At 66.9% G+C, this 16,019-nt stretch carries 12 protein-coding genes; 5 read left to right on the forward strand and 7 right to left on the reverse strand.

Annotated elements, in window-relative coordinates; all coding sequences use genetic code 11:
- Positions 1–27: 27 nt before the first annotated feature.
- Positions 28–888 carry a caspase family protein gene (locus LQG66_RS20880; RefSeq protein WP_231317562.1) on the reverse strand — a complete coding sequence of 287 codons (861 nt, stop codon included), beginning with the start codon at positions 886–888 and terminating at the stop codon, positions 28–30.
- Positions 889–1,339: 451 nt separating this feature from the next.
- On the opposite strand from LQG66_RS20880, the gene LQG66_RS20885 reads away from it, so the two are divergent.
- The 4 genes from LQG66_RS20885 (at position 1,340) to LQG66_RS20900 (ending at position 7,355) form a co-directional block, all read left to right on the forward strand.
- Complete coding sequence (locus tag LQG66_RS20885) at positions 1,340–3,070, forward strand: hypothetical protein (RefSeq protein WP_231317563.1); 1,731 nt, start codon at positions 1,340–1,342, stop codon at positions 3,068–3,070.
- A 90-nt stretch (positions 3,071–3,160) separates the two neighbouring features.
- Entirely contained in the window at positions 3,161–3,886 is a 726-nt protein-coding gene (locus tag LQG66_RS20890) for a thermonuclease family protein (RefSeq protein ID WP_231317564.1), read from the forward strand.
- Positions 3,887–4,059: 173 nt separating this feature from the next.
- Positions 4,060–5,247, forward strand: coding sequence for a pyridoxal-phosphate-dependent aminotransferase family protein (locus LQG66_RS20895; RefSeq protein WP_231317565.1), 1,188 nt, complete (start codon positions 4,060–4,062; stop codon positions 5,245–5,247).
- 8 nt (positions 5,248–5,255) lie between these two features.
- Positions 5,256–7,355 carry a S9 family peptidase gene (locus LQG66_RS20900; protein WP_231317566.1) on the forward strand — a complete coding sequence of 700 codons (2,100 nt, stop codon included), beginning with the start codon at positions 5,256–5,258 and terminating at the stop codon, positions 7,353–7,355.
- Positions 7,356–7,551: 196 nt separating this feature from the next.
- Here LQG66_RS20900 and LQG66_RS20905 read toward each other — a convergent pair whose 3' ends face one another.
- The 5 genes from LQG66_RS20905 to LQG66_RS20925 all read right to left on the reverse strand — a co-directional run bounded on the left by LQG66_RS20905 (position 7,552) and on the right by LQG66_RS20925 (position 12,800).
- The gene (locus LQG66_RS20905; protein WP_231317567.1) at positions 7,552–8,271 is read right to left on the reverse strand and encodes a ribonuclease activity regulator RraA; all 720 of its coding nucleotides are present in this window, start codon (positions 8,269–8,271) and stop codon (positions 7,552–7,554) included.
- A gap of 122 nt (positions 8,272–8,393) precedes the next feature.
- Positions 8,394–10,130 (reverse strand): L-arabinonate dehydratase, encoded by a 1,737-nt coding sequence (araD, locus tag LQG66_RS20910; protein ID WP_231317568.1) that lies wholly within the window; start codon positions 10,128–10,130, stop codon positions 8,394–8,396.
- Entirely contained in the window at positions 10,127–10,987 is an 861-nt protein-coding gene (locus LQG66_RS20915; protein ID WP_231317569.1) for an ABC transporter permease, read from the reverse strand. The genes araD and LQG66_RS20915 overlap by 4 nt, the downstream gene beginning before the upstream one ends.
- A gap of 11 nt (positions 10,988–10,998) precedes the next feature.
- Entirely contained in the window at positions 10,999–11,763 is a 765-nt protein-coding gene (locus tag LQG66_RS20920; protein ID WP_231317570.1) for an ABC transporter ATP-binding protein, read from the reverse strand.
- Between the two features lie 5 nt (positions 11,764–11,768).
- Complete coding sequence (locus LQG66_RS20925) at positions 11,769–12,800, reverse strand: ABC transporter substrate-binding protein (RefSeq protein WP_231317571.1); 1,032 nt, start codon at positions 12,798–12,800, stop codon at positions 11,769–11,771.
- A gap of 123 nt (positions 12,801–12,923) precedes the next feature.
- On the opposite strand from LQG66_RS20925, the gene LQG66_RS20930 reads away from it, so the two are divergent.
- Positions 12,924–13,637 carry a GntR family transcriptional regulator gene (locus tag LQG66_RS20930; RefSeq protein WP_231317572.1) on the forward strand — a complete coding sequence of 238 codons (714 nt, stop codon included), beginning with the start codon at positions 12,924–12,926 and terminating at the stop codon, positions 13,635–13,637.
- Between the two features lie 36 nt (positions 13,638–13,673).
- On the opposite strand, the gene LQG66_RS20935 is transcribed toward LQG66_RS20930, so the two are convergent.
- Positions 13,674–15,878: a HAMP domain-containing methyl-accepting chemotaxis protein gene (locus LQG66_RS20935; protein WP_231317573.1), complete on the reverse strand. Its 2,205-nt coding sequence runs from the start codon at positions 15,876–15,878 to the stop codon at positions 13,674–13,676.
- Positions 15,879–16,019 lie beyond the last annotated feature (141 nt).

The following is a 16,019-nucleotide window of genomic DNA, read 5'->3' on the forward strand; positions in this document are numbered from 1 at the left end:
ACGAAAATCGTCGGAGAAGCCTGAGCCTCAGCTGCCGGCGTTGGCGACGTCGGTGCCGAAGCGGATGTCCTCGACCAGGGACGACGACACCGTCGGCACCTGCTCGCCGTCGGAGCTGCGCGCGATCGCGTTGCGGGTCTTGTTGAACACGGTCTCCGCGCTCGGGCTCTTGCCGAGCTGATTGAGGAGCTCCGAGACCAGCACGCTGTTCTGCCCCTGCGGATCGTCCAGGACCTTGCCCGGCGTGGCCGACGACAGGATCAGCGCATTGGCGGGCGCGTTGACCGGCGCCAGGCCATGCGAGTAGGCGCGGAAGCGGCGCTCGTAGGGATTGCGGCGGGAGGCATCGATCACGACCAGCTTGGCGCGCGCGCCCTGCTCGCGGACGGCGTCGAGCACGCGCTCGATGCTGGTGCCCTCGCGGCGGACGTCGGATTCCTTCCAGATCCTGGCATCGACGGGGATCATGTAGCTCTCGCGGCCGGCCTGGATGGCGTAACCGCCGAAGAACAGCATCACGACCGAGTCCGGCTTGACCCTGGCCTTCAGGCGTTCGACGGCACGCGTGATGTCGTCCCCGCTCGCGTCCTCGACGACGTCGACATCGAAACCGTCGCGGCGCAGCGCGACGGTCAGCGCGCGGGCATCGTTGATCGGCTGGGCGAGCGGCGCGTTCGCATCGGGGTAATGGCCATTGCCGATGACCAGCGCGAGACGCGCGCCACTGGCCGCCGACGCGACGTTCTGCTCGGTCGCGGCCATCCTGGGAGCTTCCAGCGAACGCTTGTTCAAGGCAGCATGCGCGCCGATGGCGAGCGACACCGTGCACAGCAGCGCGGCGGCGGTCACGGCCGAACGGCGGGAAAACGAAGGCTGCCTTGCGGTCATCACGTCAATCCTGGTCCGAGCCGATCCATCGTGGCCCAAGGGTAGGCACCCGTTGCAGGTACGCACCCTTTGGTCGCGCTGGCGCCTCTGAGGTTTGAGGGGTTGCGAGACGATGTGTCGTCACTTTGCGCGCAAATTGCGGCACCGCAACGAAGAAAGGCTTAACCTGAACCCGCAAGCCAAGCAACATCCAAACACCCTTGACTTTTCAAGCACTTGAAATTTAACGATAATTTAACCATGACGCGGTTTCCTGGCAGAGCCGCGACAGGCTCCGGGCCGCCATGTTGGGGCCAGATCGCCCTCCCCTGCCGTGATCCCGGTCACGTTGTCTTTGGCCGCTCCCCATGTCAGTTTCGTAGGCCTGCGCACGCGTGACGCACCGGCTGCCGGGCCGGTTCGGAAACGCGTCACGTCAGCCCTGCCTCGACACAACCCGCGAGTTCTCGAGTTGAGCTTTCAATATTTCGCCGGCGCTGCCTGTCGCGCGCTGACGGCCCGCAAGGACGGGCCGTCACTCTACGACGTCTGCGATCCCATCCTGCGCCAGCCCGGCAGCGGCGACCCGCATCTGGCCAAGTTCTACCGGACCGCGCTCGGCAACCCCGCGCTGCGCACGCTGCTGCGCCGCGCCGGCCTGCCGGAGCTGAACGATCCCGCGGTTCTCAATGCGCTGCGCCAGGCGCTGGTTCTCGCCCGCGACAATCCGACACCGGACTGGGAGGAGGTCGGCCGCCCCGTCGCCGATCTGGTCGACAGCGTCGCGCTGCGTCATCCCGCTCCGCCGCGCAGCCGCACGGCTGTCGCCATGCCGGCGGCCGGCGAGATCGACCGCGTGATCCGGGCCTGCGGCGCCGACCTGCTCGGCTCCTACGCCCGCAACGGCTTCATCCCGACCTATGCCGCGTTCAACCTGATCGGCGACCCCGATCTCGGGGGCCGCGAGGTCCTGATGGCGCTGAAGGGCCTCGACGCCCGCGGCTACAAGAACTCGACCTTGCTGTTCAATCTCGCCCGCGTCTTCATCGCGCGCTCGCCCGCCGCCGCCGTGATCAATCCGCCCTGGCGCGGCATCGCCGAGCCGATGTGGGAGCCGGTGCAGATCCGCCACCGCTCGGCCTATTACGACGCCTTCTTCACCGAGGCGCTGCTGAGCTTCGTCGAGACCGGCCTCGCCACGTCCGACCAGGCGACGGCCGCCCGCGGCGCCACCGCGGCGATGGTCGAGTTCTGCCTGACCACCAGCCGCGAGGAGGTGCGCGGCGCCGACGGCAAGAGCTACCATGTCGTCACCGCGCTGGCGCCGGCGCCGCATCCGCGCTTCTCGCACTTCTTCACGCAGATCAAGCAGGACCTCGGCTTCGGCATCTACGTGCCGGACTGCGACACCACGGCGTGCTCGTTCTCGGCCGCGACGCAGGCCGGCTCCGACGATCCGATCCTGGATCAGCCGCTGGTCGACTTCTATGCCGGCTACCAGGTGCGGGCGGGCAGCAACGCGCCGCGCGTGACGGTGCCGATCAACGACCACGTCGACTATGAAGGCGGCGTCGCCACCTGGATCGACAGCATGGCCGGCGAGCGGCCCTATGGCAACGATCTCGACCCGACCTTGAACCTCGACGTGCTCGAGGTGTCGTTCCGCAATCTGGCGCGCTGGCAGATCCTGGAGACGCGGGACCGGCTCGACTTCGTCCGCCGCATCGTGGGCTTCCAGCAGCGGCTGGTCACGAGCGGCGCCTTCGCCGATCCGCGCTCGCACATCTACTATCTGCCGGAGCTGTATTGCGCCTATTTCGGCCGCTGCTATCAGGCCTTCATGGCGCTGCCGCCGGCGGCGCGGGCGGCGATCGATCCGGACGGCGCGTTCGAGCTGATCCGCCTGCGCGTGCTCGCCTATGTCGAGGACGAGCTGATCGGCCGCGAGATGAACCCGTTCGACGCGGCGCTGGCGCTGATCGCGCTCGGCCATCTCGGCGGCGAGCCTGCGAGCTTCGCGCCCGCCGTGCATTGCATCGTCGCCAGCTTCGGCGAAGGCGGCCGGCGCCATCCCTACCGCGCCTATGAATGGAACAAGATGAAGACACCGACCCGCATTCTGGTCGGCGGCCCGGAAGTCACCTCGGCCTTCGTGCTGATGGGCCTGGCGCTGGCGCGGCGCGCCGGCATCGCGCGAAGTTGAGCAGCTCAGGCGATCACGACGCTGGAACCTGGGAGCGATCCGCCGCACAATCGCCCCATAACCCATCCCAAGGACGTCCCGCGCCCGTTCATGTCGATGAAGCCAGTCCTTCTCCTCCTGCTCACGCTCGCACCGTCGCTCGCTTATGCCGCCGACATCACCGGCCCCGCCAAGGTCCGCGAGGCCGACAACGTCGTGATCGGCACGACACGGATCCGGCTCGGCGGTATCGACGCGCCGTCGGTCGACCAGCTGTGCCTCAATCCGCACGGCGAGCGCTGGACCTGCGGCATCGCCGCACGCGACGAGCTGATCAAGCACGCCGACGGCAAGAGCTGGACCTGTCATCCGCGCGCGATCGACCGCCGCGGCCGTCAGGTCGCGCGCTGCGACGTCGATGGTGAGGACATCCAGAAATGGCTGGTGCGCAACGGCTGGGCGCTGGCCTACAGGACCGTCTCGCGCGATTACGAAGCCGACGAGGCGGAGGCGCGCGCGGCCAAGGCCGGCATGTGGCAGGGCGCCTTCATCGCCCCCTGGGACTGGCGCGTGCGCAACAAGAAGACGACGATTCTCGGCGCCACGAAGCCGCCGGAGAGCGCGAGCGCGATCCTGCTCGCCTCGGCCTCGGGTCCGGTGGCGCCATCAGCCGATTGCACCATCAAGGGCAATGTCAACGGCGCCGGCGAATGCATCTACCACACGCCTACGAGCCGCTGGTACGCGCAGATCAAGATGCGCATCGCCAAGGGCACGCGGTGGTTCTGCTCGGTCGAGGAGGCCGAGGCCGCCGGCTGCCGCGAGACACGGCGTTGAATTGGCCGCGTTGACCGGAGCGGGCATGCCAGCCCCCCGGGATCTCCGGCTTTTCTTATGCTGCTGCGCCGCGTAAAATCGCAATCGGCGGGATCCGAGAGCCCCGGGGTCCGAGAGCCCGTCGTCCCATCCAAAGACAATCGCCAATAGCCAAATCGTCAAGGACAATCGCAATGACCGTTCGCGCGGGCCGGGAGTTTCTGGCCATCCCGGGACCCACCACGATGCCCGACGAGGTGCTGCAGGCGATGCACCGCCCCGCGCTCGACATCTATTCCAAGCAGATGGTCGAGCTGACCGACGGCATCATGGCCGATCTCGGCAAGCTGTTCGCCACCAAAGGCAAGACCTACATCTACATCGCCAACGGCCACGGCGCCTGGGAGGCCGTGCTCTCCAACGTGCTGTCGCGCGGCGACAAGCTGCTGGTGCTGGAGAGCGGCCGCTTCGCGATCGGCTGGGGCAATGCGGCGCGCGCCATGGGCGCCGAGGTCGAGGTGCTCAGGGGCGACTGGCGCCGCGCGGTGCGCCCGGCCGAGGTCGAAGAACGGCTGCGCGCCGACAAGGAGCACGTCATCAAGGCCATCGTGGTGACGCAGATCGATACGGCCTCCGGCGTCGTCAACGACATCGAGGCGATCGGCCGCGCCATCAAGGCATCGGGCCATCCTGCGCTCTACATGGTCGACACCGTGGCCTCGCTCGGCTGCATGCCGTTCGAGATGGACGCCTGGGGCATCGACGTCGCGATGTCCGGCTCGCAGAAGGGCCTGATGACGCCGCCCGGCCTCGGCTTCGTCGCCGCCAACGCGCGCGCGCTGGAGGTGCACAAGCGCGCCAACATGCGCACCCCCTATTGGGACTGGAGCGAGCGCGAAGGCACCGAGCACTATCGCAAATATGGCGGCACCGCGCCGGTGCATCTGCTGTTCGCGCTGCGCCAGGCGATCGACATGCTGTTCGCCGAAGGGCTGCCGCAAGCCTTCCATCGCCATGCCCTGCTCGGCGAGGCCGTGCGCCGCGCGGTGGCCAAGTGGAGCGAAGGCCAGGTGCTCGGCTTCAACATCGGCGAGGCCGCTGAACGCTCGAACACCGTCACGACCGTCCTGGTCGGCGGCGGCTATGATCCGGCCGTGCTGCAGACCTATTGCAAGGAGCAGTGCGGCGTCGTGCTCGGCACCGGCATCGGCGACCTGCACGGCCAGGCCTTCCGCATCGCCCATATGGGTCATGTCAACGCGCCGATGGTGCTGGGCACGCTCGGCGTGATCGAAATGGCGCTGGTCGCGTTGAAGATCCCACACGGCAGAGGCGGCCTCGACGCCGCGATCCAATGGCTCGGCGAGAGCGTGAGCCCGTAAAGGACGAGATGACCGACACGACCTCCCGGGCGCCGGTGGCGCCGCGCCGCCCGTATTCCTTCACCCGCCACGGCATCACCGTCCAGGACGACTATGCCTGGCTGAAGGATGCGCGGTGGCAGGAGGTGCTGCACGATCCGTCCCTGCTCGACGCGGACATCCGCGGCCATCTCGAGGCCGAGAACGCCTATGCGGACGCGGTGCTCGGCCACACCGCGCCGCTGCAGAAGCAGCTCGTCGCGGAGATGCGCGGCCGCATCAAGGAGGATGATTCCTCGGTGCCGTCGCCGGACGGGCCCTATGCGTATTTCCGCAAGTACCGCGAGGGCGGCCAGCACGAGCTGTTCTGCCGCACGCCGCGCCATGGCGGAGCGGAAACGATCGGACTCGACGGCGACGCGCTGGCGCGGGGACATGAGTATTTCAAGTTCGGCGGCAGCCGCCACTCGCACGACCACAAGCTCGTCGCCTGGAGCGCCGACACCAAGGGCTCGGAATATTTCACCATCCGCGTGCGCGGCTGGGACGCTGGCTCCGATCTCGACGATGTCGTCGAGGAGACCGATGGCGGCGCGGTGTGGTCGCGCGACTGCAAGAGCTTCTTCTACGTCAAGCTCGACGACAATCACCGCCCGATGCAGGTGTGGCGGCATCGGCTGGGGACCAAACAAGCTGACGACGTCCTGGTGTATGAGGAGAAGGACACCGGCTGGTTCACGCACGTGCACGAGTCGACCTCGGGCCGCTTCTGCGTGATCGCCGGCGGCGATCACGAGACCTCCGAGCAGCGGCTGATCGATCTCGATCATCCCGAGGCGCCGCCGAAGCTGGTCGCCGCGCGCGAGAACGGCGTGCAATATGCGATCGCCGATCGCGGCGATGAACTCTACATCCTGACCAATGCCGACGGCGCGATCGACTTCAAGATCGTGACGACGCCGCTGGCCGCGCCCGAGCGCGCCAACTGGCGCGATCTCATCCCGCATCGCGGCGGCATCTATGTGCTCGACCACGATCTCTATGCCGGCCACCTGGTGTGGCTGGAGCGCGCCAATGCGCTGCCGTCGATCGTGATCCGCGATCTCACCTCGGGCGAGGAGCACGCGATCGCGTTCGATGAAGGCGCCTATTCGCTCGACGCGATGGGCTCCTACGAGTTCGACACCACGACCTTGCGCTTTTCCTATTCGTCGATGACGACGCCGTCGGAAGTCTGGGACTACGACATGGTCACGCGCGCCAAGACCTTGCGCAAGCGCCAGGAGATTCCGTCGGGGCACAATCCCGCCGACTACGTCACGACGCGCATCATGGCGAAAGCGAATGACGGCGCCGAGGTGCCGGTGTCGCTGCTGCACCGGCGCGACGTCGCGCAGGACGGCTCGGCGCCGCTGCTGCTCTACGGCTACGGCTCCTATGGCCATGCCATGCCGGCGTCGTTTTCCGCCAACCGGCTGTCGCTGGTCGACCGCGGCTTCGTCTACGCCATCGCCCATATCCGCGGCGGCACCGACAAGGGCTGGGGCTGGTACCTCGACGGCAAGCGCGAGAAGAAGACCAACAGTTTCGACGATTTCGCAGCCTGCGCGCGGGCGCTGATCGCGGCGAACTACACCAGCGCCAAGCGCATCGTCGGCCATGGCGGCAGCGCCGGCGGCATGCTGATGGGCGCGGTCGCCAACCGCTCGGGCGAGCTGTTCGCCGGCATCGTCGCCGAGGTGCCGTTCGTCGACGTGCTCAACACCATGCTCGACGACACCCTGCCGCTGACGCCGCCGGAATGGCCCGAATGGGGCAACCCGATCACGAGCGAGAAGGACTTCCGCACCATCCTGTCCTACTCGCCCTACGACAACGTCGCGGCCAAGTCCTATCCGGCGATCCTGGCGATGGCCGGCCTGACCGATCCGCGCGTCACCTATTGGGAGCCGGCGAAGTGGGTCGCCCGGCTGCGCGCGACGATGACGGGTGGCGGGCCAGTCGTGCTGCGCACCAACATGGGCGCCGGCCACGGCGGCGCGTCGGGCCGCTTCAACCGGCTCGACGAGGTCGCGATCGTCTTCGCATTTGCGCTGTGGGCCGTGGGGCTGGCGGACAAGAGCGCGTGAGAGTGAAGACCGCCGGCAACAGTGCAATGCTTGGCCGGGATCGCGCCTGACCACCAGTGTCGTCCCTGCGAACGCAGGGACCCATAACCACCGTCCTCGGTTGTCGAGCGCGCTGGAGCTACGTCCTTCGTAACCACAACGCCCTGTGGCTATGGGTCCCGGCTCAAGGCCGGGACGACAGCGGAGTGTGTGGCGACTACCTGCCGTTCTTCGCGCGCCAGGCGGCAAAATCCTGCGGCGTCTGCGGATCGGTCGCGGGATAGAGGCCGAGAATCGAACGGCCCTTGGCGACCTCCTCCGCGACGAAGTCCTCGAATGCGGTCATCTCGAACGTCTCATCGGCGATCTCGGAGGCCAAGTGCGCGGGGATGACGATGACGCCGTCGCTATCGCCGAGGATGACGTCGCCCGGAAACACCGGCGCGTCGCCGCAGGCGATCGAGCCGTTGATCTCGATCGCATGATGATGCGTCAAATTGGTCGGCGCGCTCGGGCGCTGGTGATAGGCGGGAATGCCGAGCTTGGCGATCTCGGCGGAGTCGCGGAAGCCGCCGTCCGTGACGACACCGGCGACGCCGCGCTGATGCAGCCGGCTGACCAGGATGGCGCCGGCCGAGGCCGCACGCGGATCCTTGCGGCTGTCCATCACCAGCACCGCGCCGGGCGGGCACTCCTCGACGGCCTTGCGCTGCGGATGGCCGCGGTCACGAAACACCTCGATCGTGTTGAGGTCCTCGCGCGCCGGGATGTAGCGCAAGGTGAAGGCCTCGCCGACCATGGTCGGCGCGGCCGGATTGAGCGGATGGACGTTCTGGATGCACTGGATGCGCAGGCCGCGCTTGAACAGCGCAGTGGCGACGGTGGCGGTCGAGACGGTCTTCAGTTTGTTGCGGGTGGTGGTGCTGAGTCTGGTCATGCCTCTATCTTTCCGCTCGTCATTCCGGGGCGTGCGTAGCGCGAGCCCGGAATCCATACTCCCGATCGTGGTTATGGATTCCGGGCTCGCCGCTAACGCGGCGCCCCGGAATGACAGGTGAACTAATAAATCACCGGCTCCCCCACGGCTGAGCCGAAGCCGGTCTCGAGGAAGTCGAAGTCGCAGCCGTCATTGGCCTGCTTGATGTGACGGGCGAACATCCAGCCATAGCCGCGCTCGAAGCGCGCAGGCGGCGGCGTCCAGGCGGCGCGGCGGCCCGCCAGCTCGTCGTCGGGCACGTCGAGATTGATGGTGCGCGCGGCGACGTCGAGCGTGATTCGGTCGCCGTTGCGCACCAGCGCCAAGGGGCCGCCGACATAGGCCTCCGGCGCGACGTGCAGGATGCAGGCGCCGTAGCTGGTGCCGCTCATCCGCGCGTCCGACAGCCGCACCATGTCGCGCACGCCCTGCTTCACGAGCTTCGTCGGGATCGGCAGCATGCCCCATTCCGGCATCCCCGGCCCTCCTATCGGCCCCGCATTGCGCAGGATCAGCACGTGGTCGGCGGTCACATCGAGATCGGGATCGTCGATCGCCTTCTTCATCGACGGATAGTCGTCGAACACCAGCGCCGGGCCGCTATGCTTCAGGAAGCGTGGATCGCAGGCGGAGGGCTTGATGACGCAGCCGTCGGGCGCGAGATTGCCCCTGAGCACGGCGAGCGCGCCCTCGCGATAGATCGGATTCGATTGCGAGCGGATCACATCGTCGTTGTAAACGCCGGCGCCTGCGATGTTGTCGCCGAGGGTACGGCCATTGACGGTCAGGCAATCCAGATGGAGATGCTCCGTCATGCGGCCCATCAGGCCGGGCAGCCCGCCGGCGTAGTAGAAGTCCTCCATCAGGTAGGCGTCGCCGCTCGGCCGGACATTGGCGAGCACCGGCACCTTGCGGCTCGCCGTCTCGAAATCATCGAGCCCGATATCGGCCCCGGCACGGCGCGCCTGCGCGATCACGTGGATGATCGCATTGGTCGAGCAGCCCATCGCCATCGCCACCGCGATCGCATTCTCGAACGCCAGCCGCGTCTGGATCTTCGACGGCGTCAGGTCCTCCCACACCATCTCGACGATGCGGCGGCCGCATTCCGAGCTCATCCGGATGTGCTCCGCATCGGCCGCCGGGATCGACGACGCTCCCGGCAGCGTCATGCCGATCGCCTCAGCGATCGCCGTCATTGTCGACGCCGTGCCCATGGTCATGCAGGTGCCGTGGCTGCGGGCGATGCCGGCCTCCATGGCGTTCCAATCGGCATCCGACAGCTTTCCGGCCCGCCGCTCGTCCCAGTATTTCCAGGCATCGGAGCCGGAGCCGAGCGTCTTGCCCTTCCAATTGCCGCGCAGCATCGGCCCTGCGGGGAGATAGATCGCCGGCAGGTTCATGCTGGTGGCGCCGAGCAGCAGCGCCGGCGTGGTCTTGTCGCAGCCGCCCATCAGCACGACGCCATCGACGGGATGGCTGCGCAGCAGCTCCTCGACGTCCATCGCCAGCATGTTGCGGTAGAGCATCGTGGTCGGCTTCAACAGCGACTCCGACAGCGACAGCGCCGGCAGCTCGATCGGGAAGCCGCCCGCCATCAAGACGCCGCGCTTGACGTCGTCGACGCGCTGCTTGAAGTGCATGTGGCAGGGTTGGGCATCGGACCAGGTGTTGACGATGGCGATGACCGGGCGGCCCTTCCACTCCTGCTGGGCATAGCCCATCTGCATCACGCGCGAGCGATGGCCGAAGGAACGGAGATCGTCGGGCGCGAACCAGCGCGCGCTGCGCAGCTGATCCGGACTCTTTCGCTCGCTCATGATTGGGTCCCCCAGGTCTGCACGGTCTTGCGCTCGATGGTGCGGAAGATCAGGTTCTCGACCACGAGGCCGATCACGATCACGGTCAGCAGGCCGGCGAACACGGCGGGAATCTCCAGCAGGTTGCGGTTCTCGAAGATGAACCAGCCGAGGCCGCCCTGCCCCGAGGACACGCCGAACACCAGCTCGGCCGCGATCAGCGTGCGCCAGGCAAACGCCCAGCCGATCTTCAGGCCGGTGAGGATGGCGCCGAACGCGGCCGGGATCAGAATGCGAATGACATAGGAAAGGCCGCTCAGCCCATAGTTCCGGCCGACCATGCGCAGCGTGTTCGAGACGCTCTTGAAGCCGGAATGCGTGTTGAGCGCGACCGGCCACAGCACCGAATGGATCAGCACGAAAACAAGGCTGCCGCTGCCGAGCCCGAACCAGATCAAGGCGAGCGGCAACAATGCGATCGCCGGCAGCGGATTGAACATCGCCGTGACGGTCTCGAGGAAATCAGTTCCGATCCGGGTCGAGATCGCGAGCACGGTCAGGATGGCCGCCAGCGTGATGCCGGCGGCATAGCCCATGAACAGCACCTTCAGCGACGTCCAGGCGCGCATCGGGATGGTACCGTCGCGCACCTTCTCCCAGAGCGCGGCGATGGTGTCGGAGAAGGTCGGGAACAGCAGCGGATTATCGAGATAGCTGCCATAGGCCTGCCAGATCGCGGCGAGCACGACGATGATCAGGCTCTTGCGCACGAAGCCGTCGTTCCACAGCAGCTCGAACACGCTGAGCTTGCGCTCGACCTCGACCGGTGACGCACTCGCCGCAGCCGTGTCGCGCAGGATGATCTTTGCTTCAGCCATGGGAGCGGACCTCAATGTGCCGTTGCGGGTTCAGAAAACAGGAGATCATGGATCTGCTTCTCCAGGCGCGCGGCGCTGCCGTCCTCGGCGGAGACCTTGTCGACGTCGATGACCTCGGCCTTGACACGGCCCGGATGCGGCGACAGCAGCAGGATGCGGTTGCCGATCTTGATGGCTTCGGCGATCGAATGCGTCACGAACAGCACCGTGAACTTGGTCTCGTTCCACAGCTGCAGCAACTCGTCCTGGCAGGTCCGCCGCGTCAGCGCATCGAGCGCCGCGAACGGCTCGTCCATCAAGAGAATGTCCGGCTCCATCGCCATGCCCCTGGCGATCGCGACGCGCTGCTTCATGCCGCCCGACAGCGTGTGCGGATAGGCATCGACGACGCGCGTCAGTCCGACCTTCTCGATATAGGCGCGGGCGCGGCCCTCGGCCTCCTTGCGCGGCATCCGCCGCGCCGTCAGCAGCGGGAACATCACGTTGGCGAGCACGGTCTTCCACGGCAGCAGCTGATCGAACTCCTGGAAGATCATCATGCGGTCGGCGCCGGGGCCGGTGATCTCGCGGCCGTTGATCCGCATGCGGCCTTCGCTCGGCTTGATGTAGCCGCCGACGGCCTTCAGCAAGGTGGACTTGCCGCACCCGGACGGCCCCAGCAGCACGAAGCGGTCGGAGCGGTCGACGGAGAAACCGACCCGCTCCGTCGCCGTGATCACGGCGCTGGAGGTCTTGTAGCGCAGGGTGACGCCATCGACATCGAGGAGCGCGGACATCGGCGTCAATTGCCCTTCAGATCGTGCGCGACCGGCAGGTAGTAGTCGGTCCAGGCCTTCGGTTGCGTCTTGAGCGTGCCGATCTTGGCGAGATGCGTGGCGAACTTCATGGTGCCCTGCGGCTCCAGATTCCATTCCATCATACCGGGCTCCTTGAGCCAGGCGAGCAGATCCTCGACCGAGGTCTTGTCGCCGGTGATCTCCTTGTAGATCTCGACGGCCGCTTTGGTGTCACTGCGGATCAGGTCCTGCGCTTCCTTGGTGGCGTCGCGCACCGCCTGGATGATCTTCGGATTGGCGTCGGCGAACTTCGTCGTGGTGAAGAACTGCGCCTGGCTGAGCGGCCCGCCCATGACATCAGGCGAATACATCACGACATGCGCGCCGGGCACGTTCTTCATTTCGAGGAACGTGTAGGGCGGGATCGAGAAATGATTGTGTACCTCGTGCTGCGGATTGCTCAGCGCCGTGTAGGCATCGGGATGACCGAGCTGCACGGTGTTGGCATCGAGCTTGTTCCACTGGTCGGCGCCGAACGCCTCGGCGGCCGCGATCTGCAGCACGATGGCCTGGGTCGAGACCTTCACGGTCGGCACCGCGATCTTGTCGGTGGGACCGAAATCCTTGATCGACTTGATGTTGGGATCGCGGCTGATCAGCGTCATCGGCTGCGCCGAGGTCGCGACGATGCCCTTCACGCCGCCCCGGGTACGGTCCCACAGCAACAGCAGATTGCCGGTGCCGGTATTGAGGATGTCGACGCTGCCCGACAGCAGCGCATCGGTCTGCGCGCCGCCGCCGGAGAAGGTCAGCCATTTCGTGGTGACACCGGGCACGCCGAGCGCCGCAGCGTGCTTCTCGATCAGCTTGTTCTTCTCGATGATGTGGCTCGGCATGTAGAAGATGCCGGGCTGGCGCGACAGCGACACCTCGGTCTTCTGCTGGGCCTGCGCCGTGGCGCTCCAGGTCGCCGAAACCAGCATCGCGGCCAGCAGGCCGGCGGCCCGTGTGGCCGAGCGCCCGAATTTCTCGAACATGGGACATCCCTCCTCGCGTGCCGGCTCCTTCTTGACGGCCGGTGAAGAGATGCACTAATGCATTAGTGCATCTCTGACAAGCGTCCTTTCCGTCCTGCGTCCGAACGTCCGCGATTGGACCCCATGGCCTCCCTGCCCGCGCCGCACTCCGCCGCCAGCTCGCCCGACCGGCTCGATCCGAGCCGGCGCGCGGCGCCGCAAGTGTTCGATCGGCTGCGCGACCAGATCATCGCGCTGGCGCTGCCGCCGGGCGCGCCGCTGTCGCGCACGGCGCTGCAGACCGAGTTCGGCCTGAGCTCGACACCGATCCGGGACGCGCTGATGCGGCTGGCCGAAGAGGGCCTCGTCGACGTCTTCCCGCAGCATGCGACGCTGGTCAGCCGCATCGACATCGGCAGGGCCCAGCAGGCGCAGTTCCTGCGCCAGGCGCTGGAGCTGGAGATCGTGCGCCTGCTCGCGCTGCAACCGGCGAGCGCCCCCGTGGACGAGCTGGATGGCCTGATCAGCCAGCAGAGGCGGTTCGCCAAGGACGGCGACTTCGCCGCCTTCACGGTGGTCGACAATGCGTTCCATGCGCGGCTCTACAGCGCGGCCGACAAGCAGGAGCTGTGGACTCTGGTGCGCAGCCGCAGCGGCCACATCGACCGGCTGCGCCGGCTGCATCTGCCGTCGCCCGGCAAGGCGCAGACCATCCTGCGCCACCACAAGCAGATCGTCGAGGCGATCGCGGCCGGCCAGCCGGACGAGGCACAGGCACATCTGCGCGAGCATTTGACGGGCACGCTGAGCGACCTCGCCACCATCCGCAGCCTCTGGCCGGACTACCTCAGCGGGTAGTGGCGGCGATGCCGAGGCAACTCCGCTGCCGCGGCGTCAGGCGGCAGTCCGTCTCCGCCTGTCCCCTGCCACAGGATTGCCGCGACGCTCGGGTCCGCGATAGCCCGGATTGTCCTCGCCGCGGCGGTCGAGCGGGCCGCTGCGGAGCCGCGTGAAGAATTCCTGGACTTCCGCAGCAAGCTCTTCGGCGACCCGTGAGACGTTGTCGGATGCGTTGCGCACGCTGGCGGCAGACTGGCTGGTTTCCTCGATCGCGCCGCTGACGGTGGAGATGTTGGAGGCGAGCGTCTGACTGCCGGAAGCAGCCATCTGGACGTTGTGCGAGATCTCGCGCGTTGCTGCGCCCTGCTGCTCGACGGCGCTGGCAATCGCGGTCGTGACGTCCTCGATCTGGCGCATGGCGGTGGCGACCTGCTTGACGGAAGCGACCGCGTTGCTGGTCGAGCTCTGGATGCCCTGCACATGCTGACCGATCTCCTGCGTCGCCCGCGCGGTCTGCTCGGCCAGAGACTTGACCTCCTGCGCCACCACCGCGAAGCCGCGACCAGCCTCTCCGGCGCGAGCCGCCTCGATGGTAGCGTTCAGCGCCAGCAGATTGGTTTGTGCCGCAATCGCCTGGATCAGATCGATCACGGTCGAGATGTTCTGCGCGGCCTGCGCCAGGCCCTCGATTTCCGCCTCGGAACGGGCCGTCGTCGCATTGGCGCTCCGCACGGTCGAATTCGACAGCTCGATCTGGCGCCCGATCTCGACGATGGAGCTCGAGAGCTCCTCCGCCGCGGCCGCGACCGTCTGCACGTTCGCGGCGGTCTTTTCGGACGCGCCGGCGGCCGACGCGGCCTGATCGGTCGCGTGACTCGCGATTCCCGTCAGTGTCACGGCGGTACTCTTCATCACATCGACATTGTCGTCGACCTGCGACAGCAATTCGGCGGACTTGGCGCGGAAGGCCTCGACGGCCTGTTCCACGACGCGGTTCATCGCCTCGCGCGCTTCGGCCTCACGGACGTATCTGCTGGACGCCTCGTGCTGCGCGATCACGTTGTCACGGAACTTCGCCACGGCCTTGGATACGTCGCCGATCTCGTCGCCGCGATCGGCCGTCTTGAACTCCACCGTCGTATCGCCGCCCGACAGGCGGCCCGAATCGGCGACCAGCTCCTTGATCGGCTTGGTGATCGAGCGCGCCACCTGGACCGCAATGCCCACCCCGAGCAAGAGCCCGACGCCGAGCAGCGTCCACTCGGCGAACAGGAGGTTCTCGATCAGCGCGGCAACAGAACCCGAGTCCTTTACCAGCACGTCCAGCTGGTTGGTCTTCAGTCCGCCGCCGAAGGTTCCGTCGGCGCGGTGCTTGCCGTCCAGCAGCTCGAGCAGCTTGTTCGCCCGCGGCGCCGCCTCGGTCGCCAGCAGGAACACTGCGGCATTCCATTGCGGCGACTGGCGGATCGCGAAGATCCTGTCCGGAAGCGGCGCGAACGCCTCGCTTGCCCGGGTCACGTTGTCGAACGCGGCCTTTTGCGAAGCCGACAGCAGGCTTGCCTGCGAACTGACGGTTGCCACCGCGGTCCTGAAATTGGTGTAGGGGCCGGTGAACTTGTCGCGATCGGAAGCTTCGCCCGAGGCGACATAGAGCCGGAGTTGCGAGCCCGCCGCGGCAAGGTTGCCGCGGACGTCGGCCATCGTCTTCAACAGACGCTTCCGCTCCGGCGTCGCTTCCAGCGAATTCTCCTCCTCGATCATCTTCGTGATCTCGGCAAACATCGTCGCGATCAGAGGCGAGGCTTCCGTGCCGAGCAGTTTCGTCGCCGGATAGGCGTCGGCGGTGAAGGCCACGACCTCGGCCTTGTCCTGGGCGGCTTTGAACTCGGCGAGCAGCGGCTTGGCGTCGGCCCATAGTGCGCGGTTGTCGGCGCCGGCGAAGCCCGCAGCCAGACGGTCGAACTCCTGGATCGAACGGTCGAAATTCGTCCACAGCGCCGCCCGCGCCTGCTTCATGTTCGGATCCCCCGTCAGCAGATAGCCGCGCAGCGCCGCGAGCGTCGCGTAGAGATTGCCGACCAGCTGCGTGCTGCTGATGGCCACCGGCGATCTCAGCTCGACGACCTTGCGGAATTTCTCCGCGACATCCGAGACCGCATAGGCGGAGTAACCCACGGCGCAGGCGAGCAATATGCAGATCAAGCCAAATCCGGCGAGCAGCCGGCTCTGAATCTTCAAGCTGGAAACGAAGCCAAACATTCAATCCCCCAATATTCCCAGACCGTCCGGCCGTTCGCCGCCGCGCAGCTCAAATCACGCCACCCGCGTCCCCCGCCACGCCCCGCCTGCGAGGTCGTTCCGATCGCGTTCTGTGACTGGTCTCCCACGCGCAGAACCTTT

Source organism: Bradyrhizobium ontarionense (assembly GCF_021088345.1).
GTDB classification, from domain to species: domain Bacteria; phylum Pseudomonadota; class Alphaproteobacteria; order Rhizobiales; family Xanthobacteraceae; genus Bradyrhizobium; species Bradyrhizobium ontarionense.

Excerpts from the sequence above, each read along its gene's own strand:
- LQG66_RS20880 (WP_231317562.1), bottom strand. The coding sequence starts at position 888 with ATGACCGCAAGGCAGCCTTCGTTTTCCCGCCGTTCGGCCGTGACCGCC.
- LQG66_RS20890 (WP_231317564.1), top strand. The coding sequence starts at position 3,161 with ATGTCGATGAAGCCAGTCCTTCTCCTCCTGCTCACGCTCGCACCGTCG.
- LQG66_RS20895 (WP_231317565.1), top strand. The coding sequence starts at position 4,060 with ATGACCGTTCGCGCGGGCCGGGAGTTTCTGGCCATCCCGGGACCCACC.
- LQG66_RS20900 (WP_231317566.1), top strand. The coding sequence starts at position 5,256 with ATGACCGACACGACCTCCCGGGCGCCGGTGGCGCCGCGCCGCCCGTAT.
- LQG66_RS20905 (WP_231317567.1), bottom strand. The coding sequence starts at position 8,271 with ATGACCAGACTCAGCACCACCACCCGCAACAAACTGAAGACCGTCTCG.
- araD (WP_231317568.1), bottom strand. The coding sequence starts at position 10,130 with ATGAGCGAGCGAAAGAGTCCGGATCAGCTGCGCAGCGCGCGCTGGTTC.
- LQG66_RS20915 (WP_231317569.1), bottom strand. The coding sequence starts at position 10,987 with ATGGCTGAAGCAAAGATCATCCTGCGCGACACGGCTGCGGCGAGTGCG.
- LQG66_RS20920 (WP_231317570.1), bottom strand. The coding sequence starts at position 11,763 with ATGTCCGCGCTCCTCGATGTCGATGGCGTCACCCTGCGCTACAAGACC.
- LQG66_RS20925 (WP_231317571.1), bottom strand. The coding sequence starts at position 12,800 with ATGTTCGAGAAATTCGGGCGCTCGGCCACACGGGCCGCCGGCCTGCTG.
- LQG66_RS20930 (WP_231317572.1), top strand. The coding sequence starts at position 12,924 with ATGGCCTCCCTGCCCGCGCCGCACTCCGCCGCCAGCTCGCCCGACCGG.
- LQG66_RS20935 (WP_231317573.1), bottom strand. The coding sequence starts at position 15,878 with ATGTTTGGCTTCGTTTCCAGCTTGAAGATTCAGAGCCGGCTGCTCGCC.